The following is a 21,679-nucleotide window of genomic DNA, read 5'->3' on the forward strand; positions in this document are numbered from 1 at the left end:
CCCACCTCGGTGCGGGTGCCCCGGCCCCGGACCTGGCAAGATCACGCACGTGGTCAAAGGGTCGGGAGTCGGCAGGCCGAGGGCGAGCGGAGCGGCGGCGAACCGGCCGGACGCGCGCCAGGCGGTGCTCGACGCGGCGGGAGAACTGTTCACCGGAGCCGGTTACGCGGCCACGACGACGCGGGCGATCGCCGAACGCGCGGGCCTGCGCCAGGCGTCGCTCTACTACCACTTCCCGGCGAAGGAGGACATCCTCGCGGCGCTGCTCGCCGAAACGGTCCGCCCGTCGCTGGCCTTGGCGGCCCGGCTCGTCGCGGGCGCGGCGCCGGCGGCGGTCCGGTTGTGGGCACTGGCGTACGCGGACATCGGCCTGCTCGGTGGCGCCCGGCACAACCTGGGCGCGTTGTACTTGCTGCCCGAGGTCGGCTCGCCCAACCTGGCCCGCTTCCGCACCGAGCGCGCGGAGCTGAAGGCGGCGTACGGCCGCCTGGTGGCCGCGTCGGGCGTGCCCCCGGAGGCGGCCGGCATCCGGACGGACCTGGTGTTCGGGTTGGTGGAGAGCATCGCGGTGATCCGCAGGGACGACCCGGCGCTGGACGTCGAAGCCCATGTGCGCGAGGCGGCCGACGGCGTGGTCCGGTTGGTGGGGCCGGCCGAGCCGTCGGACGAGCTGCGGGCCGAGGCGCACACGCTGCTGGCGGACCTCGCCGATTAGCGGTTGTCCACAGGGTGGCCGAGATGGGGATGGCAACGCTCTGGCCACGCCTTTTCCGGCTTTTCGTCGGGTGCCGCCGATACACTGGACGTGGGGCGGACCCCCGGGGAGGGTGGGCCGCGGCCGGGGGCGGGCCGCGGTCAGGGCCGTGGGCCGCGGTCAGGGTAGGCCGCGGTCAGGGCCGTGGGCCGTGGTCAGCCGCCCAGCAGGTTGCTGATGATCCGGGACAGTTCGCGCATCGTGCGCATCCCCAGCTGCATCGACTGCGCTCCGACGCGCAGCGGCCGGATCGCGGCGCGCAAGGGCGCGTTGATCGCTTCCAGCGGGCGGATCTGCGTCAGGAACTCCGTGATCCGGGCTTCCAGTTCCATCAGCCCGTTCAGCATTTCGACGAATTCGTCGTATTCGCGGCGCGCGCGGTCCAGCAGCTCGGGCGTCCGGTGCGAGTCCATCAGGCGCATGTACGAGCGGATCGTCGAATCGGTTTCCGCGACCGTCGCCTCGAACGCCGTGCCGACCTGCTGGATGTTGACCGCCATCGGTTTGATCGTGTCGGCCGCGCGGACCACCCGCGCCTTGATGGCTTCCGGGGCCAGCCCGGCCACGTCGCCGGTCACCTGGCGCATTTCCTCGGCCAGTTCGTCCAGTGAGTGGCTGATCGCGTCGAACTGCCGTTCCAGCAGCTCGCCGATCTGCGTGAGGTTTTGGTTGTATTCCTGGAGGCCCGGTCCGTCTTTCTCCGGCGTGAAGCCGTCGAGCAGGAGCTGGTCGCATTTCTTGAGCTGTTCCAGAGCCGCCTCCGCGGACCGGATCGCCTTGATGAGCCGGTCCGCCACCAGGTCCATGGTGCGCCGCCATTCCGCGGTGCCGGCGCCGGACAGGACCGCTTCCTTGATGTCGACGTACTGGAGCTTTTCGATGATCCGGATGTTGGCGTCGTCGCTCTGGCCGGTGATGAGCTCGTGGCCCAGCACGATCAGCGGCAGGATGAGCTGGGTGAGGCCGAGCTCGTTCGCCTTGGCGTAGAACGCGGTGAGCTCTTCCCGGCAGGCGCCGCTTTCGTAGAAGTAGTTCATCGAGATGACCGGGAGGAACACCATCGCGGCGTTGAGCCCGTCCTGGATCTTCGTCCGCCAGTCCTCGCCCCACCCGATGCTCTCGCGGTCGACGAACACTTCGATCTTGCGCCCGTGCGCGGAGGCGCAGAACTTCTCCAGGGAATTCTTGAGTGGTGTGACGAAATTCAGGAAACTGTCATCTTCGTGGGTGAAGCTGAGAAAGCATTGCACGGCGGGCTGATCGGACATGAAATCGGGCATCGAGATACCTTCGGCGGCGGTGCGGCGTTTCCGGCGCAGCTTAGGGCAGCCGATGATCCGGGCGGGACGGTGCCGGGAGTTACTCCGGAATTGTCCCGGATCTGTCCGTTCAGGAAGCTCGGGAGCTCAGGAAGAAGCGGTGGTCTGCAGGGCCTTGCTCAGGGCCGTCACCGTCAGCTCCACCTGCCACGGCCGGGCCCCGCCCGCCCGCAGGACCTCCGCCACCGAGTCCTCGTCCGTCTCGGCCGGCGGGCGCCAGCACGTGCGCCGGACCAGGTCCGGCAGCAGCAGGTTCTCCACCGGCAGCCGGCGGTCCTCCGCGATCGCCGTCAGCGCCGCGCGCGCCGCCGAAAGGCGGGCCGCCGCGTCCGGGTCCTTGTCCGCCCAGCGGTTCACCGGGGGCGGGCCGTCCGTCGGCTGGGACGGTGAGGGCAGCTCACTGGCGGGGAGAGCGCGAGCCGCCTGCAGGTGCCGCAGCCAGTTCGCCGTGTACTTGCGCTGGACGCGGCCGCTGAACACCGGCAGCGCCTGCAGCTCTTCGACCGTCTTGGGGTCGGCCGTGACGGCGTTGACGATCGCGCTGTCCGGCAGGATCCGGCTCGGCGCGCGGTCGCGTTTGCGGGCCAGCTCGTCCCGCGCCTGCCACAGCTCGCGGACCGCCGCGAGCCCGCGCGGGCTGCGGATCTTGTGCACGCCGGACGTCCGGCGCCACGGCTCGGCCCGCGGGGGCGGCGGCGGGGTCGTCCGCACGAATTCGAACTCCTGCCGCGCCCACTCCAGCTTGCCCTGGGCGCCCAGCTCCGCCTCCAGCTTTTCGCGCAGCTGGATGAGCAGCTCGACGTCGAGGGCGGCGTAGTTCAGCCAATCGACCGGCAGCGGCCGCTTCGACCAGTCGGCCGCGCTGTGCCCCTTCTCGAGGGTGTAGCCGAGCAGCAGCTCGACGAGCGTGCCCAGCGCGACCCGTTCGTAGCCGGCCAGCCGTCCGGCCAGCTCGGTGTCGAACAGCGCCGCGGGGCGCAGGCCCAGCTCGGCGAGGCAGGGGAGGTCCTGGGAGGCGGCGTGCAGCACCCACTCCAGGGAATTCAGGACTTCGCGCAGCGGGGCGAGGTCGTCGGCCACGGCGATCGGATCGATCAGCACCGTGCCGGAACCTTCGCGGCGCAGCTGCACGAGGTAGGCCTTGGGGAAGTACCGGTAGCCGGACGCGCGTTCGGTGTCGACGGCCACCGCACCGGTGCCCGCGGCGAGCTTTGCGCAGGCCTCGGCCAGTGCGGCCGGGTCGGTGATCACCGGGGGCGTGCCCTCGGCGGGTTCGCGTAGCAGCACAGGGCCGCCCGTGGACTCGATCTCCATCCCGGTGTCCTCGGCCTCAGTGCTTCCCATGGATGACGACCCTACGGGACGGGCGTACCGCGCCTGGTCCGCCCGCCCCGCAGGGTTGTTCGCTTTCGTCAGCGGATCACGCCGGCTCGCATGGCCAGCGCCACCATCTGGGCCCGGTCGCCCGTGCCGAGCTTGCGCCCGATCCGGGACAGGTGGGACTTGACGGTGAGGGCGGAGAGCGAAAGCTCCTCGCCGATCTCCTTGTTGGACTGTCCGTCGGCGACCAGCTGGAGCACCTCCACCTCACGAGCGGACAGCTCGCGCGGGGTGTTGTCGGTGCCCGCGACGCGGGTCCCGGTGGCCAGCACCGGAGCCACGCTCGGGTCGGCGTAGACGCCGCCCTCGAGCACACGCCGCACGCCGTCGGTCACGACGACCGGCGACGCGGACTTCAGCAGGTACGCCTGGGCCCCGGCTTGGAAAGCCGAGCGGACCGCGTACGGGTCGTCCGAGGATGCGAGGACCACCACGCGCGGCCAGCCGTGGCTACGGAGTTCCGTAACCAGTTCGATGCCGCTGCCGTCCGGCAGTCCGAGATCGAGGATCGCCAGGTCACAAGGCCCAGTGGCCTGTGCTCGCGCCCTCGCCTCGGCCACCGTGGCGGCTTCGTGGACGGTACCCGCACCCATTTGTGCGAGTCTTGCTGCGATTGCCTCCCTCAACAGCGGGTGGTCATCGACCACCAACACGGAAAAAAGCTCTTCCCGCGGGTGCGGAACCATGCTCGCCGGCAAAGCACCGGCTGGCGTGGATCGGACGGCCTGAGATAAGCCGACGGTAGCCACGTCACTACCTCCCTGGAGTCGGTCGTGCCCCCCGACCGGCACCGGGACCTTCGGCCGTTCAGCCGCGCCAGCTTTAGACCGAAAGTGGTGTCGTCGAAGGCACTGTAGCCGCCCTGAGCCTGTTGCGGGGGGATCGAATGGGTATCTATCTCAAACGAACAGTCACTCAGTGGGTTCGTAGTAACACGATCGGGCTAGTACACGGCCGGTTGCTAACGGATAGCCCAGTGAACACGATGCAATGAAGTTACCGGCGCCCAAATGGCCGTGCAGATGAGCCGTGCAGCTGCCGGTGCGCCTAGTGACGAGGGTCCGGATGGGCGTCCGCCGCCCGCGGAATGTGGCTCCGGCCGGGGCGTGATCAACTCCCTCGGTAGGCGCCGCCGGAGCCTTGCGGAGCCCGTGGCGGTCACCGTCCGTGTCGCCCGCCGCGTGCCTTCCGGGGCCGGCGCCGGATCTCGATCTTGTAGCGGTGCGTGACGGCGCCGGGTTCACGAACGGGGGCACCACCCGAAGACGTGAAATCGCCTCAGGAACGTCGGGCGGTGGCTCTCGGGACGGCTCAGGGGCGCACAGAGGCGCTCTCCGGCGCCGCCGGAGCGGGTTGCACGGCGTTCAGCAGACGTGAATTTTGCTCACATCCGTACAGGGAGCCGGTCCCCGGCGGCCGCCGGCGCCCCGCCGTCGCCGATTCGTGGCCGAAGATCGCCCGGACGGCCGGTCAGGAGCCCTGGCGCTGCCCGAAGAGGGTCACCCCGACCGGCGGCAGGCCCACGACGCTGGCCATGACCTGGCAGAAGGCCTGCCCGTGGGGCCCCAGCGCACCGTCCGTCGGCGTCCACGAGGCCCGCAGCTCCAGATCGTCGGTGCGGGCGGGCCCGGAGAGGTCGCCGAAGCGGGCCGACGACGTCTCGGTCACCGTGCCGCCCAGCGCTTTCCAGCTCGCCCCGGACACCTCCAGCGCGTCGGTCAGCCACGACCAGCCGACGGCCGGCAGGAACGGGTCCGACGCCAGTTCCCGGTCCAGCTCCGCGCGCACGTACATGACGAGGCGCAGCACGCCGTCCCAGCCTTCCTGGCCGTCCGGGTCGTGCAGCAGGACCAGCCGTCCCGAGGCCAGCACGTCGGCGGGCCCGGACACTTCGCAGCTGACCGCGTACGACCACGGCGCGAGCCGCTGCGGCGGGCGCATCGGCTCCAGCAGCACCTCCCGGCGGGGCCGGACGGACTGCAGCGCCGCGACTGCTTCGCGGAAGAGTTCGGGCACTGGCGTCATCGCGGTCACGCACCGACTTTAGGGCGGGCACGCCCGGTCGCGGGCGCAGGCGCGCCGAGAGAACGGCGCTCCCGGGCTCGTGGCACGATTGACGGCGATGTCTCATCCCACGCCGTCTCATCCCGCGCCCCCGCCGCGCCAGGTCGCCTCGTCCGGCCGCCGCGAGCTGCCCGAAGCCCCGTTCCTGGCCGCCGCGCGCGGCGAACGCCCGGCCCGCACGCCCGTCTGGTTCATGCGCCAGGCCGGTCGTTCGCTGCCCGAGTACCGCGCGCTGCGCGAGGGCGTGCCCATGCTCGACGCCTGTTTCGACCCCGAAATGCTCGCCGAGATCACGCTGCAGCCGGTCCGCCGCCACGGCGTCGACGCGGCGATCCTCTTCAGCGACATCGTGGTGCCGCTCAAGGCCGCCGGCGTCGACATCGACATCGTGCCCGGCACCGGCCCGGTGGCCGCCGCGCCGGTGCGCGACCTCGCCGCCGTGAAAGCCCTGCCGGAGCTCGAGCCCGACCAGGTCTCGAAGGTCGCCGACGGCGTCCGGCTGCTGGTCGAGCGGCTCGGCGAAACCCCGCTGATCGGCTTCGCCGGCGCGCCGTTCACGCTGGCCAGCTACCTCATCGAGGGCGGCCCGAGCCGCAACCACGAGCACACCAAGGCGCTGATGCACTCGTCGCCGGAGGTCTGGCACGAGCTGGCCGGGCGGCTGGCCGACGTCGCGCTGACGTTCCTGCGCGCGCAACTCGACGCCGGGGTCGACGCGATCCAGCTGTTCGACTCCTGGGCCGGCGCGCTGTCCGAGCGCGACTACCGCGAGTTCGTCCTGCCGCACTCGGCGAAGGTCCTCGACGGCGTCGCTGCCTACGGTGTGCCGCGCATCCACTTCGGCGTCGGCACCGGCGAGCTCCTCGCCGCGATGCGCGACGCGGGCGCGGACGTCGTCGGCGTCGACTGGCGGATCCCCCTCGACGAAGCCGTGCGGCGCCTGGGTGGCCGTGCGATCGTCCAGGGCAATCTCGACCCGGCGCTGCTGCACGCGTCCTGGCCGGTGCTCGAGGCCGAGGTCCGGCGGATCGCCGAAGAGGGCAAGGCGGCCGACGGCCACATCTTCAACCTGGGCCACGGCGTGCTGCCGGGGGTCGACCCCGACGTGCTGACCCGCGTGGTCGGGCTGGTGCACGAGCTGTGAAGCGCATCGCGGTCGTCGGGGGCGGCGTTTCCGGGCTGACCGCGGCGTACCGGCTGCGGCGGCTGCTCGGCCCCGAAGCCGAGATCACCGTGTTCGAGAAGACGACGGCGCCGGGCGGGAAGCTGCGCACGGCCGAACTCGCCGGCGTGCCCTACGACGTCGGGGCCGAGGCGTTCCTCGTCCGCCGCCCCGAGATGCTCGCGCTGGTCCGGGAGCTGGGGCTCGACGTCGTGCACCCCACCGGTGCGCGCGCGAAGATCCACGCGGGCGGCGGCGTCACCGGGCTGCCGCCCGGCACGGTCATGGGCGTGCCGGCGTCGGCGGAGTCGGTGGCCGGGGTGCTTTCGGAGGCCGGGCGGCGGGCCGTCGAGGCCGAGCCGTCGCTGCCGGAACTGCGGCTGCCGGGCGGGGACGTGCCGCTGGGGCCGCTGCTGCGCGAACGCTTCGGCGACGAGCTGGTGGACCGGCTGGTCGACCCGCTGCTCGGCGGCGTCTACGCGGGCGGGGCCGACGGCCTCGGCCTGCGCGCGACCATGCCGGGCCTGGCCTCGGCGCTGGCGGCGGGCGCGGGCTCGCTGACCGCGGCGGCCGCCGCCCAGCTCCCGGCGAACCCCTCGACGGCGCCGGTGTTCGGCACCGTCCCGGGCGGCCTGGGCACGGTCATCGACCGGCTCACCGCGGCGTCCGGCGCCGAGCTGCGGACCGGCCTGCCGGTGTGCGAGATCGACCGGCACGGCGCCGGCTGGCGGCTGCGCATCGGCGCGGCACCGACCGCGCACGCGCCGGCCGACAACATCGCCGAAGCCGACGCGGTGGTGCTCGCGGTGCCCGCGCCGTCGGCCCGCCGCCTGCTCGCCGACCTCGTTCCCGCGGCTTCGGCGGCCTTCGGCGAGGTCGAACTGGCGTCGATGGCCGTGGTCGCGCTGGCCCTGCCACCCGGCACCGCGCTGCCCGACGCGTCGGGGATCCTGATCGGTCAGGGTGAGCGTGACTCTTCGGGAAAGCCGTACGCGGCGAAGGCGTTCACGTTCTCGTCCCGGAAGTGGGGCCACTACGGCACCGGCCCGGTCCTGGTCCGCGGCTCGGTCGGCCGGTTCGGCGAGCCGGGCGCGTTGCGGGCCGACGACGTCGAGCTGGTCCGCGTGGTCCGCGACGACCTGGCCCGGCTGACGGGGGTGACAGCGGCACCGGTGGAGACGCTGGTGACGCGGTGGGGCGGCGGGCTGCCGCAGTACGGCACCGGGCACCTGGAGCGGGTCGAGCGGATCGAGAAGGCCGTGGCGGAGGTGCCGGGGCTGGCGGTCGCGGGGGCGACCCTGCACGGCGTCGGGCTGCCGGCGTGCGTGGCGACCGCGGAGGCCGCGGCGCAGCGGATCGCGGCCCACCTGAGCGCCTGAGCGGCTGCCCGGCCGCGTGAGTGCGGTCACCCGACCCGTGGCGGCGGCCGCGACGCCGCGGTGACAGGATGGAGCCATGGCGCGGGTCAACTACAACGAGCTCAACGACACCATCCGCTACACCACCTGGTCGGTCTTCCGGATCGAACCGGGCAGGCTGGGCGAGGACCGCGGGACCGCCGGCCGCGAGACCGCGGAGTACCTGGACGGGCTCGAGGCCAAGGGCGTCGTCGTCCGCGGCGTGTACGACCTGTCCGCGCTGCGCGCCGACGCCGACTTCATGATCTGGTGGCACGCCGAGGAGATCGAGCAGGTCCAGGCCGCCTACGCCGGGTTCCGCCGGACGCCGCTGGGTCGCGCTTCGACGCCGGTCTGGAGCCAGACCGCGCTGCACCGGCCCGCCGAGTTCAACAAGAGCCACATCCCCGCCTTCCTGGCCGGGGAAGAGGCCCGCAAGTTCATCTGCGTCTACCCGTTCGTGCGGTCCTACGAGTGGTACCTGCTGCCGGACGCCGACCGCCGCAAGATGCTCGCCGACCACGGCAAGGAAGCCCGCGACTACCCGGACGTGCGCGCGAACACCGTCGCGTCGTTCGCCCTCGGCGACTACGAGTGGATCCTCGCCTTCGAAGCCGACGAGCTGCACCGGATCGTCGACCTCATGCGCCACCTGCGCGGCACCGAGGCGCGGCTGCACGTACGCGAGGAAATCCCGTTCTACACCGGGACCCGGGTGCCGCCCGCCGAGCTCGTCGCGGCCCTCCCGTAGTGCTCGAGCCCACCGTGCCCGAGACCGCAGTACCCAAGACCACAGTGCCCGAGATCGCCGTGCCCGAGGTGCTCGACGGCGTCTGGCACGCCCTCACCGGGGAACAGCCCGGACCGGTCGAACTCACCGGCGCGGAAGACGTGCTGCCCGGTCCGTACCGGGTGGCGGCCGCCGCGACGGCTTCGATCGCGGCGGCGACCCTGGCGGCCGGCGAACTGCTGAAGCTGCGCGAGATCGAGCCGGGCGTCGTCACGGCCGACACGCGGCACGCGGCGGCGGCGTTCCGGAGCGAGCAGCTGCTGCGCGTGGACGGTGCCGAGGCCGGCTCGGTCTGGGCGCCGTTGTCGGGCGACTACCGCGCGGCCGACGGCTGGGTGCGCCTGCACGCCAACTACCCGCGTCACGAATCGGCGGTGTGCTGGGGCCTGGGCGTGCCCGGGAGCCGGGGCGCGGTCGCGAAGGCGGTCGCCGGGCGGACCGCGCGCGAGATCGAGCACGCCGTCGTCAGCGCCGGGGGAGCGGCCGCCGAGCTGCGCACGCCCGAGGACTGGGCCGCGCATCCCCAAGGTGCGGCGGTGGCGTCGCTGCCGCTGGTGGACCTGGCGCCGCTCGGGGACGCGCCGAAGCGGACGTTGTTCTACTCGGACCGCCCGCTGGGCGGGGTCCGGGTGCTGGAGCTGACGCACGTGCTCGCCGGGCCGGTGGCCGGCCGAGTGCTGGCCGCGCACGGCGCCGACGTGCTGCACGTCGGCGCGGCGCACCTGCCGCGGGTCGAGGCGCTGGTGCGGGACACGGGCCAGGGCAAGCGATCGGCGTTCGTCGCCCTGGACACCGAGGGCGGCCGCGCGCGGCTGAAGAAGCTGATCAGCCGGGCCGACGTGCTGGTGCAGTCGTTCCGGCCGGGGGCATTGGCCCGGATCGGGTTCGGGCCGGACGAACTGGCCGAGCTGCGGCCGGGCCTGGTGATCGCGGACCTGAGCGCGTACGGCTGGGAAGGCCCCTGGGCGCGGCGGCGCGGGTTCGACAGCCTGGTCCAGATGTCCAGCGGCCTCGCGTGGGGTCCCGAAGAGCCGTCCCCGCTCCCGGTCCAGGCGCTGGACCACGCCACGGGCTGGCTCGCGGCGGCGGCGGTGATGACGGCGGTGCGACGCCAGGTGACCGACGGCGGCACGTGGCGGGCCCGGCTGTCGCTGGCGGGCACGGGCCGGTGGCTGGATTCCCTGGGGCGCAAGGATCCTTCCGCCGCCGAGGTCGGCTACCGCGACCTGCTGGAGGAAGCGGACAGCGGTTACGGCCGGTTGACGCGGGTCCGGATGGCCGGCGGCCTGCCGGGCGCGGAGCCGCACTGGGACTTCGGGACGCGGGTTCCGGGAGTCGACAAACCGACTTGGACCCCCTGACTCGAGGGGTGGGAGCTCAGCGGCGCCGGAGCCGGGCCCGCAAGCTCCGCTTCGGCTTCGGCAGGTGGCCACCCGCGATCAGCCACGTCACGAACTCGTCCGCGTACGCCCCCGAACGCTCGGCCGCCTTCTTCGGCCGGCTCGCGTTGAACTGCGCGAACAGCGGCCCGAACCGCTCCCCGAGTGTCTCGGCCAGCTCCGGGCGCTGATACGCCAGCACGCGCCCGTGCTTGCGGCGCAGCACGTTCGCCTCCACCCGCAGCCGGGTCGCGTCGAAACCCGGCGGGGGCGGGCCGTCGGCCAGCAGGGCGTGCAGCAGTTCCGCCTGGCGCCGGGCCAGGTCCTCGCGGCTCACCCCGTCACCGCCGCCCGCAGGGCCGCCAGTTCCGCCGCCAGCTCGTCGTCGGCCGGGTAGTCGTCGTCGCGTTCCAGGAGCACGCCCGGCGGGTCGGTGCGGCGGCGCAGCTCGGCCAGCAGGTCGAGCACCTCCGGGAGCACCGGGTGGGCGTGCGTGTCGTGGTAGACGCCGTCGCGCTCGATGCCGCCCGCCATGTGCACGTACGCCAGCCGTTCCCACGGGATGCCGTCGAGGAACGCCGCCGGGTCGGTGCCGATGTTGCGGGCGTTGGCGTACAGGTTCGCGACGTCGATGATCAGCCCGCACCCGGTCCGCTCGGTCAGCTCGGTGAGGAACTGCTCCTCGGTCAGTTCGGCGTCCGGCCAGTCGAGCACCGCGGCGATGTTCTCCAGCGCGAAGGGCACGTCCACGATGGACTGGGCGAGCCGGACGTTCGCCACCAGCACGTCCAGGGCTTCGCGCGTGCGGGGCAGCGGCATCAGGTGCCCCGAGTCGAGGCCGCCCGCGCGCACGAAGCATACGTGGTCGCTGACCAGCGGCGCGTCCAGGGCCCGCGCCACCTCGGCGAGGTGCTGGACGCGGCCGGTGTCCAGGGGCTCGGCCCCGCCGAGGGACAGCGAGACGGCGTGCGGCAGCACCGGCAGGCCGCGCCGGCGCAGCTGCACGAGCGTCTCCGGCAGGTGGTCGGCGTGCAGGTTCTCGGCGACGACCTCGACCCAGTCGACGCCCGGCAGCCGGGCGATGGACAGGTCGAGCTCGTGCCGCCAGCCGATTCCGATGCCCAGCTCACCCACCGCAGCCACCCCCGCCGCACGACGATCCGCCACCACCGCACGAGGACGAGCTCGAGCAGGACGACCCGCTGCTGCAGGAGGAACCACCGCCCGACGAACCGCCGCCCCCGGAGCCCGCGGACGGCATCAGCGCCGCGCTCAGCTCGTCGTCCGGGTACATCGCCCAGCCACCCAGGGCGACCGCGGCCACCGCGCCGCCGAGCAGGACGCCGCCGGCGAGCATCCCGCCGGGGACCGGCCCGCTCGCCGCGGCGCGCGCTTGGCCGAGCACGCGGTGCCCGGCGGCTGACGGCCGGCGAACACCCTTCTTCAGGCCGGCCACGGACGCCAGCGTCAGCACGGCCGCGAGCAGCGTCAGGAAGAGCAGGATGCCGACCGGCCTGCCGAGCGAAATGCCGTTGACCAGCCGCGCGACGCCCAGCACCAGCACGGCCAGCTGCAGGACCAGCCCGAACGTCCTGGCCTGCCGGTTCGCCGACGACAGCAGCCCCCGCTGGTCCAGGCTGTCCGCCAGCGCCCGCATGGCCGCCGACCCGCGGACTTTCGCCCGGATCACCGCGGTCGTCTTCAGCTTCGCGATGTCGAAGACGGCCCGCTCCAGCGGTTCCAGCGGCTGCGCCCCGGTCTTGCTGATCTGCTTGTAGCTGTTCACCCGCAGCTGACCGCGTTCCACCAGCGCCGCGATCGCCGCGTCGACCGCGCGGTCCGGGCCGCCGGCGAGGAACGCCAGCTGGTAGACGGTCGGCGGCGGGCCCGGCTGCGCGCGGCCGGGCCGCCGGGCCCAGGCGACGGCGATCCCGGTCACGACGAGCCGGATCAGCAGCACGGCGACGAGCAGCGTGACGTAGAAGGCCACGAAATCCGGGCCGGAAATGCCCCACGGGTCGTCCATCGCCCGTCTCCCCTCAGTGTGTCGCGGTTACCGTAGCTGTGAGACGCACGCGCTCGCGTCGGCGTTTCAACCGCCGCAGCCTCCGCCGCCGCCCCCACCGCAGGAGCTGCCCCCGCCGCCGCACGAACTGCTTCCCCCACTGCAGGAGCTGCCGCCGTAGTAGCCGACGGCCGCGCCACCCCCGGCGTTCGCCCAGCGTGCGCGGCGGCCGGGGTAGCGAACCGTGGACCGCTGCGTGGCGCGGCCGACGGCCAGCCGGACGTCTTTGTCGGGGTGCCCGCCGAGGCCGTCCGCCGCGACCGCTCCGGTGGCCCCGGCGACGAGCGTCCCGGCGCGGCGGGCCTCTTGGGCGGCCGCCCGGCCGGCGGCGGTGGCCTTGACCGGCGGGGTCTTCGCGGCGCGAACGGTGGCGAAGACGGCGGCGAGGATGGTCAGGATCAGCATCGCGCCCAGGTAGCCGACCGCGTGCCCCGCGGCCGACCCGGCGATCAGCCGGACCATGGCGAGCACGCCGAGCGCCGAGTACGCCACAGCGGTGAACACCCACGTCAGGCGCAGTTTTCGGACGTCGGTGAGCAGACCTCGGGCGACCAGCCCGGCCTCCGATCCCGTCAGCGCCGGGTGGTCCCGCACCTCGGCGGCCACCCGGTCGACGGAGCTGCCGGTCTGGCCGATCCGCACGAGCGCGGCGCGGCCCAGGTCGTCCGGCGCCGTGGCCTTGACGCGGTGCAGGCGTCCGGTGCCGTCCAGCCGGACGACCTGCCGCTCCAGCAGCGTCGCGACGACGAATTCGCCGGCGCGGGCGCGCCCGCCGGTCAGCAGCGCGAGCTCTTCGGGCCGCTCGGGCGCGCCACCGGCGTGGCCGCGCAGCAGCAGCCCGGCCCGCACCGCGGCGAACAGCGCCGTGAGCAGCAGCAGGCCCAGGTAGCCGCCCGCGAACACCGGTCCGGGAATACCCCAGGTGTCGGTCATGAGTCCGCCCTCCCTCGTCCGTGTGCGGAGACTACGTTCGAGGAAGGGCGGTGGGTTGCCGGCTTGAGGTGGATTTAGGCCTGGGGGTTTTTACGACTCGGGGACCAATTTCAGCGAAATCGAGTTGATGCAGTAGCGCTGGTCGGTCGGGGTCGGGTAGCCCTCGCCCTCGAAGACGTGCCCGAGGTGGCTGTGGCAGGAGCCGCAGAGCACCTCGATGCGCTTCATGCCCATGGCCCGGTCTTCGCGCAGCAGCACGGCGTCGGAGTCGGCCGGGTCGTAGAACGACGGCCAGCCGCAGTGGCTTTCGAACTTCGTGTCGCTGCGGAACAGCTCGGCACCGCACGCGCGGCACTCGTAGACGCCGGTGGCCTTGGTGTCGGTGTACTCGCCGGTGAACGGCCGTTCGGTCCCCGCCTGGCGGAGCACGGCGAACTCGTCGGGGCTGAGCTGCTCCCGCCATTCCTGCTCGGACTTCACGACGCGCGGGGTCGCGCCGACAACGGGTTTCATACCTTTCACCCGATCCACGTTACGCCGCGAGCCAGGCGAGGGCGTGCACCACGATGTCCCATGCGGCCACGATCACGCCGAGCACGATGAGGACCACGATCAGGGCCGACACCCAGTAGCGCAGCCCGCCGAGGCGGTTGCTGGAATCGGCGAAGTCGGCCACGCCGTCGAGGGCGGCTTCGATGGTGAAGTTCGGGCCGCACCGCTCGATGCGGTCGAGGTGCTCGGCGAACGCGCGCGCCTCCGGGTCGTACGGGTCCAGGCCGACCAGGTCCTCGTGGAAGCGAGGATTCTGGCCCGGCAGCGAAGCTCCGTCGTCGGCCATGCCCCCACGGTAGGCCATCCGCGCCCGTCAGCCCACCGGACGCGCGTTACGTCTCAGTTGCCCGTGGTCGCCTTTCCGGACCGGGTGTCGCTGTCGATCAGCATCTGGCCGCCGACGATCACGATCCGGTAGCTCCGCCGCGTGCCGTCGACGGTCAGGCCCATGGTGATCGAACCGTCGGCGTTGGCGCCGCCGCTGTCGGCGTGGGCGCCGTTGTAGCCGCCGACCTTGTGGTTCGACCAGTAGGTCGCGAACTCCTGTTCGCTGCCGTAGACCTGCTGAGCGGCCGGGGTGAGCTTCGACCAGCCCCCGGCCGGGTTGGCGAAGAAGCTGGTCAGCGCTTGGCCGGCACCCTGGTAATCGCTGATCCGGCCTTCCGGCGAGGTCTTCTCCAGGTCCGCCGGCGTGTTCGGGGCACTGCTGGAGCTCTTGCTGGTGCTGGGCGTGTTCTGGCCCGCGGTCGGCTGGTTGCCCGGCGACTGGGCGATCTGGTTGCCGCCGGTGTTGCCGGTGCCGGAGTTCAGCACCAGGAACACGATCACCGCGATCACGACGACCGCGGCGCCGGCCCCGGCGAACAGCGCGTACTTGCGCTTGTTGTCGGTCTTCGGCGCGTTCGTCGAGTACTGGGGCGCCCTGGCCGTCGGCGCGGCCGCGGGCACCGGTCTGGGCGGTGTGTTCGGCGGCGCGGCCGGGGACCGCATCGGCATGAACGCCGCGGTCGGGCGCGGCGGGTTCGACGGCGCCTTGGTCGCGGGCACCGGCGTGCCGACCGGCGGCGACGACGGCGCCGAGGCACCGGTCCGCTGCCACGGCGGCCGCTCGCCGTCGTCCGCGGGCGTGGCGGGCTTGCGGCCGCCGCCACCGGAGAGCAGCGGCGGCGACGCCGTCATGCCGCCGGGTTCGGTCCGGGCCAGGGCGGCCAGCCGCTCGCGGGCCTCGGCCATGCTCGGCCGCTCGCCCGGCTCGCTGCGCAGCAGGCTCATCAGCAGCGCGGTGGCCGCGCCCGCCTGCACCGGGGGGTTGATCTGGCCGTTCGCCGCCGCGTAGAGCAGCGCGAGCTGGTTGGTGGTGTTGCCGTACGGCGTGGTGCCCTCGATCGCCTGGTAGAGGGTCGCGCCGAGGGCGAAGACGTCGGAGCTGGGCACCGGGTCGGCGCCGCGGGCCAGCTCGGGCGCCAGGTAGGCGGGCGTGCCGCCGATCAGGCCGGTCGCCGTCAGTGTCATGTCGCCGGCCGCGCGGGAGATGCCGAAGTCGGTGATCTTCGCGGTGCCGGTCTCGTCGATGAGGATGTTGCCCGGCTTGACGTCGCGGTGCACGATCCCGGCGCGGTGGGCGGCCACCAGCGCGGACGCGACCTGCTCGCCGATCCGGGCGATCCGGCCGAGCGGGAGCGTGCCCTCCTCGGCGAGGATCGTCGAGAGGCTGGGCCCGTTCAGGTACTCCATCACCAGGCACGGGTCGCCGTTGTGCTCGGCGATGTCGAACACCACGATGGCGTTCGGGTGCTGGAACCGGGCCGCGTTCTTCGCCTCGCGCATCGCGCGCTGGCGCATGTTGTCGCGTTCGGTCTCGGAGACGCCCGGTTGCGGGAGGATCTGCTTGATCGCGACGGTGCGTTCGAGGCGCACGTCGGTGGCGCGCCACACGACACCCATGGCACCGCTACCAATGTGTTCGACGAGGCGATAGTGCCCCGCGATCAGCTGACCGGTGTCGATGGCGACTGCTCCTGACGAAATTCCCGGTGGTGGCCCTGCTCAGCGCGTTTCCGCTTCGCGCACCCGATCGAGTGTAGCGGTCGGCCTCGTGCTGTTCGCGTCAGCCAGCCGGTCCGGCCGGCTCCGGTTCGGGCACCGGTGCCGCCGGTGCCCGTTTCCTCAGCACCCTGACCAGCCCGATCGCCCCGGCCAGCGCGAAGACGCCGTAACAGGCGAGCAGCGCGGGCGGCGTGTCGCCGGTCAGGGCGTCGCCGAGGACGACCACGGCGACCGTGCCGGGCACGCTCCCCAGCAGCGTACCGGCCAGGTAGGGGGCGAGCCGGACGGACGACACGCCGCAGAGGTAGCTGAACGGCGCGAACGGTACGACCGGGATCAGCCGCAGCGAGGTGATCGCGAGGACACCGCCGCCGGAAAGGCGGTCGTTCACCGTCCGGACGGCCGAGCGGTGCAGGTGCCGGGTGACCAGGTCGCGGCCGAGCAGGCGGGCCAGGCCGAAGGACAGGGCCGCCGCGATGGTGGTGGCGACCAGGCCGATCGCGATCCCGGCCACGGTGCCCACGAGCAGGCCGGCGGCGAGGTTGAACACCGTCCGCGGGATCGGGGCCACGGTGAGCAGCGAGTACGCGACGAGGAGCACGAGCGGCGTGGCGGGGCCGGTGGTGGCGGCCCAGGCCCGCAGGTCGGCCGGACCGGGGATCGGCAGCAGCACCGCGGCCGCCGCGAAGGCGGCGAGCACGGCGAGCGCGACGATCAGCTTGCTGCGGCCGGACACCCGTTCCAGCGTACCGGCGGGGCGCGCCCGCATCCTCGCGGGCGCCGCGGGAGCACGATCACCGCTAGCGTGGCCGCATGCCCAAGCACGGTGACCCGGTCGAGTACGAGGTGGGCGGGCGCACGGTCCGCGTCACGAGCCCGGACAAGGTGTACTTCCCGCAGCGCGGCATCACGAAGCGGCAGGTCGTCGAGCACTACATCGCCGTCGGCGGCCCGCTGCTGCGGGCGATCGGCGAGCGGCCGACGACGCTGAAGCGCTACGTCGACGGCGTCGAGGGGGAGTGGTTCTACGCCAAGCGCGTGCCGAAGGGCGCGCCCGCGTGGCTCGAGACGGCCGAGATCACCTTCCCGTCGGGGCGGAAGGCCGCCGAGGTGTGCCCGACCGAGCCCGCCGTGTTCGCCTGGGCGGCCAACCTGGGCACGTTCGACTTCCACCCGTGGCCGGTGCGCCGCGCGGACGTCGACCACCCGGACGAGCTGCGCATCGACGTCGACCCGCCGGACCGGGCCGGGTTCGCCGACGCGGTCGAGGTCGCGCAGGTGGTCCGCGAGGTCCTGGCCGACGCGGGGCTGACGGGCTACCCGAAGACCTCCGGCGGCCGCGGGGTGCACGTGCTGGTCCGCCTGCGGCCGGAGTGGGACTTCATCGCGGTCCGGCACGCGGTGATCGCGCTCGGCCGCGAAGTCGAGCGGCGCATCCCGGACAAGGCGACGATCTCGTGGTGGAAGGAGGAACGCGGCGGCCGGGTGTTCCTCGACTACAACCAGGCGGCCCGCGACCGGACGGTGGCGTCGGCCTGGTCGGTCCGCGGCACCCCGCGCGCGACGGTGTCGACCCCGCTGACGTGGGACCTGCTGGCCGAAGTGGACGCGGACGACTTCGACGTCCTGACGATCCCGGCATTCCTCGCCCAGCACGGCGACCTGCACGCGGCGATGGACGACGAGCCGTTCGGCCTGGAGACGGCGCTGGAGTGGTACGAACGCGACGAGCGGGACCACGGGCTCGGCGAACTGCCTTACCCGCCGGACTACCCGAAGATGCCGGGTGAACCGAAGCGGGTCCAGCCGAGCAAAGCGCGACCCGAGTGACCCGTTGCACTTCGGCGGTCCGTGCTTTGTAACGGGAACCACAGCGGGGGCGTAAATGCGCAGCCAAGCTGCGCCGATTGCCGCAGTCGGCAATGCGCGCAGTGATCACGTAAGCGCCCGCTGTCGCCTTTCGGGTCACAAATGTTGCACGGCCGATCGCGATGTCACGATCTTGGTCTCCGACGGCGTAACGTGCGGTCGGCGAATCTACGACTCCCCGGGACGTTCGGGGGGCGGGTTCGAGGAGGGAGGCCCTTCGTGGACGACCTGATCGCTTTCCTCGCGGCGCGCGTGGGCGCGCGGCAGGCGTTGATCATGCAGGCCGTCAACAAGGCGAAGGCCGGCGAGACGATGAACCGCGGCGAGACGAAGGTCGCCGTGGAGCAGCGGATCCGCGGGCTGACCGATCTCGAGCTCGACGTGGTCAACCAGATGATCAACGAGATCGAGGCCACCCGGCGGATCCTGCTTGCCCACCGCACCACGGTGTCGGAGAAGGTTCCCGGCTTTCCGCTCTACGGCAGCGAATACTGGTGTGAGACCTGCCACGTGCCCGCCGACGAGGCCGGCTCCAACTGGTGCCTCACGCTGCGCCTGCTGGCCCTGCCCTACGCCGACCACCCGGAGTACAGCGAGCGCTGGCGTCCCTGACGGGAATCCCGCCGCGCGCCGGGCGTTGCACCCGGGGTGACGCTGTTCTCCGTGCTCGACCGCTCGCCGGTGCGGCGGGACGGCGGACCCGCGCAGGCACTGCGGGACACCGTCGTGTTCGCCGCCGGCGTCGAACGGCTGGGCTACCACCGGTTCTGGGTGTCCGAGCACCACAGCGTGCCGGGCGTCGCCGGGTCCGCGCCGACCGTGCTGGCCGCCGCCGTCGCCGGGGCGACCACCCGGATCCGCGTCGGCACCGGTGGCGTGATGCTGCCGAACCACCGGCCGCTGGTCGTGGCCGAGCAGTTCGGCGTCCTGGAAGCGCTTCACCCGGGCCGGATCGACATGGGGCTCGGCCGGTCGGTCGGCTTCACCGGTGGCGTGCGATCGGCGCTGGGGCACGGCAAGGAGGCCGCCGAGGACTTCGGTGCGCAGGTCCGCGAACTGCTCGGGTTCTTCACCGGGGACCACGCTTACCCCGGCGTGCACGCCTATCCCGCCGAGGGCCTGCGCGTGCCGCCGTTCCTGCTGGCCACCGGGTCCGGCGCGGACCTCGCCGCGGAACTCGGGCTGCCGCTGGTGATCGCCCCGGTGCGCGGCGAACGGGCGCTGGCCGAAGCCGTGACGCGCTACCGGGACGGCTTCCGGCCGTCGGCGTGGGCGCGCGAGCCGTACGTGGTGGTGTCGACGGCGATCGCCGTGGCCGGCTCGGCGGCGGACGCGCGGCGGCTGCTCGTCTCGGAGGCCTGGGCGACGGTGTATTCGCGCTCCCACGGCGTCTTCCCGCCCCTGGACCCGCCGGGCGAGATCCTCGCCGCACCGATGACCGAACGCGAGCGCAGGCGGCTCGAAGAGACCCTCGACGGCCAGATCTCCGGTACCCCGGCCGAGGTGGAAGACCGGCTGGGGACGTTGGTCGCGGCCGCGGGGGCCGGCGAAGTTTTGGCGACGACGGCCGCGCACGACCAATCCGCGCGATTCGATTCTTTCGCCGCGCTCGCGGAACTGGCGGGGCTTCGCGCGCTCGCGTGATTCGATTTCCCGATGCCCGGATATCGCGTCGGAATCTGACCGACGACGCATTTCCGGTGGCTCACCCCAAAACGAAGGGCAGCCGCCCGGCGAGGTCGCCCAGTTCGGCGGTCTCGGCCTCCGTCGGGGCCCGGCGGCCCGTCGCGACCAGCAGGACGTCCTCGTCGGAGAACGACGCCGGGAACGCGGCTCCGGCGATCTTCTCCAGCACCGCCCGCGTCCGCGCCGACCCCTCGGCCGGCGGCCGGGCGGCCGAAGGCACGTGCGCCACCAGGTCGAGGTGGTGCAACGTCCACTCCAGGACGTACGCGGAGAGGTAGTCGCCGGCGGTGAGGACCATGCCCTGCGTGGTCACCCGCATCCCCGGGTCGGCCAGCTCGGCCGCGCGCCCGGCCGCGGAGCCGACGTCGTCGAGGTGGAACTTGAGCAGCGCCGGGTCTTCGTACGCCGCCGCCAGCCGGCCGATCAGGGCGTCCAGCGGGTCGTCGCCCGAGGGCGGCGTGTCCGCCACCGCCCAGTACGACACCGCGTCGTGCGTCGTTTCCGCTTCCGACGGGGTCACCAGGGTGATCAGCACGTCCTGCGCGTCGATCACCAGGTGGCAGACCAGGTCCCGGACCAGCCAGCCGCGGCAGCCGGACGGCTTCGCGAAGTCTTCGTCGGGAAGGGCGGCGACCGCGGCGCGCAACGCCGCCCACGTGCGCGAGAAGAGCTCCACCCGGCGAAGCTAGCAGGATCAGAGCCGCAGCTGCAGCTGGGCGAGGAGCCGCTGCGCCGGGTCGTCGAAGTCCACTCCGGACACTTCGGCCGCACGCCGGATCCGGTAGCGGACGGTGTTCGGGTGGATGTTCAGGACCCGCGCCGCCGCCCGGACGTCGCCGAAGGCGTTCAGCCAGGCCATGACCGCCGGCACCAGGATCCCCCCGTGCTCGGCGTCGTGCTCCACGAGCGCCGTCAGCCGCGGGTCGCGGATGCGGGGCTGCTGCCCCAGGTAGGCCAGGACTTCCGAGAGCAGCACCTCGGCGCGGACGTCGGCCAGCGAAGCGACGTCGGCGGCCCAGTGCCCGCGCGTCATCGCGGCCAGGACGCGGTCGGCGTCGCCCCGGGACGCGGCTGCGTCGGACAACCGGGGCACGACACCGCCGAGGGCCGCGCGGACCGGCACGTCCAGGTGCCGGCGGGCCGTGCCGGCGATCTCGCGCGCCAGTGCCAGCACCGCCGCGTCGGAGTGCTCGGGCAGGTCCGGCAGCAGCGCGTAGACGCGGCCGCCGATCACGCTCACCAGCGCGCTGCGCCGGTAGGCCGCGGTGTGCACGGCGATCAGGTGCACCAGCTCGGCGCGCCGCAGCTGCCGGTTGTCCGAGCGCTCCAGCGAAAACGCCAGTACCTGCGCCGGACGCGCCGGGTCCGCGCCGATGTCGTCGGCGACGGACTCCGCGTCCAGCCGACCTTCCAGCAAACTGGCCAGCAGGTCTTCCCGGAGCCGCAGTTCCGGGCTGGGCCGCGTGCGGGCCCGGATCAGCTGCGGTGCCAGGGTGCGGCTCGCGCCGAGCAGCGCCGTCTCGGCCCGTTCGGTGAGCGGCTGGGCGCCCTCCTGGACCCAGATGGTGCCGAGCGGCTGCCGGCCGGCGTGGATGCCCGCCGCGATGCGCCGCCGGATGCCGAGCTCGGGCCGCTCGTCGATCCGCACGATCCCTTCCCCGGCGCGCAGCCGCTGGTAGACACCCCATTCGCGGAGCATCGCGAGGTAGCGCTCCGGGCCTTCGCGCCCGAGGATCGACAGCCGCCGCAGCTCGTCGACCTCGTCGCCCGCCCGCGAATAGGCGAGCACCCGGTTCGCCGTGTCCTCGATGCTGACCAGGCCGCCGGTGAGCGTGGCGATCGTCTGGGCCAGGGCGAACAGGTCGCCGAGCACCTCGCCGCCGGCCGCCTCGCCGCCCGCCCGGGCCGCTTCGACGACCCCGCGCGCCAGTGACTCCACCTGCTCCCAGCGCGCTTCGGCGCCGACGGTGAGCAGCGCGACGCCGGCGTCGGCGGCGACGTCGGCGCCGGTCGCCCCCTTGACCGCCACCGCGGCCGCGCCGCCGCGCCCGGCCGCGCGGATGGCCGGGGCCGCCGCCCGGCCGCGGGCGCCGATCACCAGCACCAGGTCGCCGGGCGAGGCTTCCAGGGGATCTTCGGGGTCGAGGATCACGACGTCGGTGACGCCGACGCCGAGGCCGTGCGGGGCGACGACGACCTCGACCAGCGGTTCGCCGAGCGTGGCCAGCACGTGCCGCAGCGACGTCTCGGTGGTCACGAGAGCGCTATCCGATCGAACAAGAT

The 21,679-nt window shown here is 73.1% G+C and carries 22 protein-coding genes; 8 read left to right on the forward strand and 14 right to left on the reverse strand.

The features are described from left to right. Nucleotides 1-49 precede the first annotated feature (49 nt). The gene (locus AB0M80_RS22235) at nt 50-715 is read left to right on the forward strand and encodes a helix-turn-helix domain-containing protein (protein WP_364567855.1); all 666 of its coding nucleotides are present in this window, start codon (nt 50-52) and stop codon (nt 713-715) included. Between the two features lie 194 nt (nt 716-909). On the opposite strand, the gene AB0M80_RS22240 is transcribed toward AB0M80_RS22235, so the two are convergent. The 4 genes from AB0M80_RS22240 to AB0M80_RS22255 all read right to left on the reverse strand — a co-directional run bounded on the left by AB0M80_RS22240 (nt 910) and on the right by AB0M80_RS22255 (nt 5,487). After that, nucleotides 910-2,034, reverse strand: coding sequence for a toll/interleukin-1 receptor domain-containing protein (locus AB0M80_RS22240; protein WP_364567857.1), 1,125 nt, complete (start codon nt 2,032-2,034; stop codon nt 910-912). 126 nt (nt 2,035-2,160) lie between these two features. After that, nucleotides 2,161-3,387 carry a ribonuclease D gene (locus AB0M80_RS22245; RefSeq protein ID WP_364568557.1) on the reverse strand — a complete coding sequence of 409 codons (1,227 nt, stop codon included), beginning with the start codon at nt 3,385-3,387 and terminating at the stop codon, nt 2,161-2,163. 98 nt (nt 3,388-3,485) lie between these two features. Then, complete coding sequence (locus AB0M80_RS22250; protein ID WP_033291604.1) at nt 3,486-4,202, reverse strand: response regulator transcription factor; 717 nt, start codon at nt 4,200-4,202, stop codon at nt 3,486-3,488. Nucleotides 4,203-4,923: 721 nt separating this feature from the next. Continuing rightward, a complete protein-coding gene (locus AB0M80_RS22255; RefSeq protein WP_364567860.1) occupies nt 4,924-5,487 on the reverse strand; it encodes a DUF3000 domain-containing protein in 564 nt (187 codons plus the stop codon). An 88-nt stretch (nt 5,488-5,575) separates the two neighbouring features. On the opposite strand from AB0M80_RS22255, the gene hemE reads away from it, so the two are divergent. The 4 genes from hemE (at nt 5,576) to AB0M80_RS22275 (ending at nt 10,227) form a co-directional block, all read left to right on the forward strand. Continuing rightward, nucleotides 5,576-6,661 carry a uroporphyrinogen decarboxylase gene (gene hemE / locus AB0M80_RS22260; protein ID WP_364567863.1) on the forward strand — a complete coding sequence of 362 codons (1,086 nt, stop codon included), beginning with the start codon at nt 5,576-5,578 and terminating at the stop codon, nt 6,659-6,661. After that, the gene (hemG, locus tag AB0M80_RS22265) at nt 6,658-8,058 is read left to right on the forward strand and encodes a protoporphyrinogen oxidase (protein ID WP_364567865.1); all 1,401 of its coding nucleotides are present in this window, start codon (nt 6,658-6,660) and stop codon (nt 8,056-8,058) included. Before hemE ends, hemG begins: the two co-directional genes overlap by 4 nt. Nucleotides 8,059-8,134: 76 nt before the next feature. Beyond that, the gene (gene hemQ, locus AB0M80_RS22270) at nt 8,135-8,827 is read left to right on the forward strand and encodes a hydrogen peroxide-dependent heme synthase (protein ID WP_013224514.1); all 693 of its coding nucleotides are present in this window, start codon (nt 8,135-8,137) and stop codon (nt 8,825-8,827) included. A gap of 59 nt (nt 8,828-8,886) precedes the next feature. Continuing rightward, on the forward strand, nt 8,887-10,227 hold the full coding sequence (locus AB0M80_RS22275; protein ID WP_364568559.1) for a CoA transferase: 1,341 nt from the start codon (nt 8,887-8,889) through the stop codon (nt 10,225-10,227). A gap of 16 nt (nt 10,228-10,243) precedes the next feature. Here the strand turns inward: AB0M80_RS22275 and AB0M80_RS22280 are convergent, their stop codons facing one another. From AB0M80_RS22280 to AB0M80_RS22315, 8 genes are all read right to left on the reverse strand, one after another. Then, on the reverse strand, nt 10,244-10,582 hold the full coding sequence (locus AB0M80_RS22280; protein ID WP_364567868.1) for a hypothetical protein: 339 nt from the start codon (nt 10,580-10,582) through the stop codon (nt 10,244-10,246). Further along, nucleotides 10,579-11,379 (reverse strand): DUF692 domain-containing protein, encoded by an 801-nt coding sequence (locus tag AB0M80_RS22285; protein WP_364567871.1) that lies wholly within the window; start codon nt 11,377-11,379, stop codon nt 10,579-10,581. The genes AB0M80_RS22280 and AB0M80_RS22285 overlap by 4 nt, the downstream gene beginning before the upstream one ends. Next, on the reverse strand, nt 11,372-12,271 hold the full coding sequence (locus AB0M80_RS22290; protein ID WP_364567874.1) for a TIGR04222 domain-containing membrane protein: 900 nt from the start codon (nt 12,269-12,271) through the stop codon (nt 11,372-11,374). Before AB0M80_RS22290 ends, AB0M80_RS22285 begins: the two co-directional genes overlap by 8 nt. 66 nt (nt 12,272-12,337) lie before the next feature. Then, a complete protein-coding gene (locus AB0M80_RS22295; RefSeq protein WP_364567877.1) occupies nt 12,338-13,243 on the reverse strand; it encodes a TIGR04222 domain-containing membrane protein in 906 nt (301 codons plus the stop codon). A 90-nt stretch (nt 13,244-13,333) separates the two neighbouring features. Next, nucleotides 13,334-13,756 (reverse strand): peptide-methionine (R)-S-oxide reductase MsrB, encoded by a 423-nt coding sequence (msrB, locus tag AB0M80_RS22300; protein WP_364567880.1) that lies wholly within the window; start codon nt 13,754-13,756, stop codon nt 13,334-13,336. A 19-nt stretch (nt 13,757-13,775) separates the two neighbouring features. Further along, a complete protein-coding gene (locus tag AB0M80_RS22305) occupies nt 13,776-14,081 on the reverse strand; it encodes a hypothetical protein (protein WP_176176147.1) in 306 nt (101 codons plus the stop codon). A 53-nt stretch (nt 14,082-14,134) separates the two neighbouring features. After that, on the reverse strand, nt 14,135-15,787 hold the full coding sequence (locus AB0M80_RS22310) for a protein kinase (RefSeq protein WP_364568560.1): 1,653 nt from the start codon (nt 15,785-15,787) through the stop codon (nt 14,135-14,137). 115 nt (nt 15,788-15,902) lie between these two features. Then, nucleotides 15,903-16,577: a TVP38/TMEM64 family protein gene (locus AB0M80_RS22315; RefSeq protein ID WP_364567883.1), complete on the reverse strand. Its 675-nt coding sequence runs from the start codon at nt 16,575-16,577 to the stop codon at nt 15,903-15,905. Between the two features lie 77 nt (nt 16,578-16,654). Here AB0M80_RS22315 and AB0M80_RS22320 point away from each other — a divergent pair, with 77 nt between their 5' ends. The 3 genes from AB0M80_RS22320 to AB0M80_RS22330 all read left to right on the forward strand — a co-directional run bounded on the left by AB0M80_RS22320 (nt 16,655) and on the right by AB0M80_RS22330 (nt 19,354). Then, nucleotides 16,655-17,671, forward strand: a complete 1,017-nt coding sequence (locus tag AB0M80_RS22320; protein ID WP_364567886.1) for a DNA polymerase domain-containing protein — start codon at nt 16,655-16,657, stop codon at nt 17,669-17,671. 258 nt (nt 17,672-17,929) lie between these two features. Beyond that, entirely contained in the window at nt 17,930-18,322 is a 393-nt protein-coding gene (locus tag AB0M80_RS22325) for a DUF6221 family protein (protein ID WP_308671184.1), read from the forward strand. A gap of 36 nt (nt 18,323-18,358) precedes the next feature. Beyond that, nucleotides 18,359-19,354: an LLM class flavin-dependent oxidoreductase gene (locus tag AB0M80_RS22330; RefSeq protein ID WP_364567889.1), complete on the forward strand. Its 996-nt coding sequence runs from the start codon at nt 18,359-18,361 to the stop codon at nt 19,352-19,354. Nucleotides 19,355-19,415: 61 nt separating this feature from the next. On the opposite strand, the gene AB0M80_RS22335 is transcribed toward AB0M80_RS22330, so the two are convergent. Together AB0M80_RS22335 and AB0M80_RS22340 are read right to left on the reverse strand one after the other, a co-directional pair. Beyond that, the gene (locus tag AB0M80_RS22335; protein WP_364567892.1) at nt 19,416-20,072 is read right to left on the reverse strand and encodes a maleylpyruvate isomerase N-terminal domain-containing protein; all 657 of its coding nucleotides are present in this window, start codon (nt 20,070-20,072) and stop codon (nt 19,416-19,418) included. A gap of 18 nt (nt 20,073-20,090) precedes the next feature. Then, a complete protein-coding gene (locus tag AB0M80_RS22340) occupies nt 20,091-21,653 on the reverse strand; it encodes a helix-turn-helix domain-containing protein (RefSeq protein WP_364567895.1) in 1,563 nt (520 codons plus the stop codon). Nucleotides 21,654-21,679: the final 26 nt, after the last annotated feature.

This window comes from Amycolatopsis sp. NPDC051045 (assembly GCF_040682955.1).
Taxonomy (GTDB): domain Bacteria; phylum Actinomycetota; class Actinomycetes; order Mycobacteriales; family Pseudonocardiaceae; genus Amycolatopsis.

Bases quoted from the DNA above. Each gene is read 5' to 3' on its own strand.
- AB0M80_RS22240 (WP_364567857.1), bottom strand. From the start codon at position 2,034: ATGCCCGATTTCATGTCCGATCAGCCCGCCGTGCAATGCTTTCTCAGC.
- AB0M80_RS22245 (WP_364568557.1), bottom strand. From the start codon at position 3,387: ATGGAGATCGAGTCCACGGGCGGCCCTGTGCTGCTACGCGAACCCGCC.
- hemE (WP_364567863.1), top strand. From the start codon at position 5,576: ATGTCTCATCCCACGCCGTCTCATCCCGCGCCCCCGCCGCGCCAGGTC.
- hemQ (WP_013224514.1), top strand. From the start codon at position 8,135: ATGGCGCGGGTCAACTACAACGAGCTCAACGACACCATCCGCTACACC.
- AB0M80_RS22290 (WP_364567874.1), bottom strand. From the start codon at position 12,271: ATGGACGACCCGTGGGGCATTTCCGGCCCGGATTTCGTGGCCTTCTAC.
- AB0M80_RS22295 (WP_364567877.1), bottom strand. From the start codon at position 13,243: ATGACCGACACCTGGGGTATTCCCGGACCGGTGTTCGCGGGCGGCTAC.
- msrB (WP_364567880.1), bottom strand. From the start codon at position 13,756: ATGAAACCCGTTGTCGGCGCGACCCCGCGCGTCGTGAAGTCCGAGCAG.
- AB0M80_RS22305 (WP_176176147.1), bottom strand. From the start codon at position 14,081: ATGGCCGACGACGGAGCTTCGCTGCCGGGCCAGAATCCTCGCTTCCAC.
- AB0M80_RS22320 (WP_364567886.1), top strand. From the start codon at position 16,655: ATGCCCAAGCACGGTGACCCGGTCGAGTACGAGGTGGGCGGGCGCACG.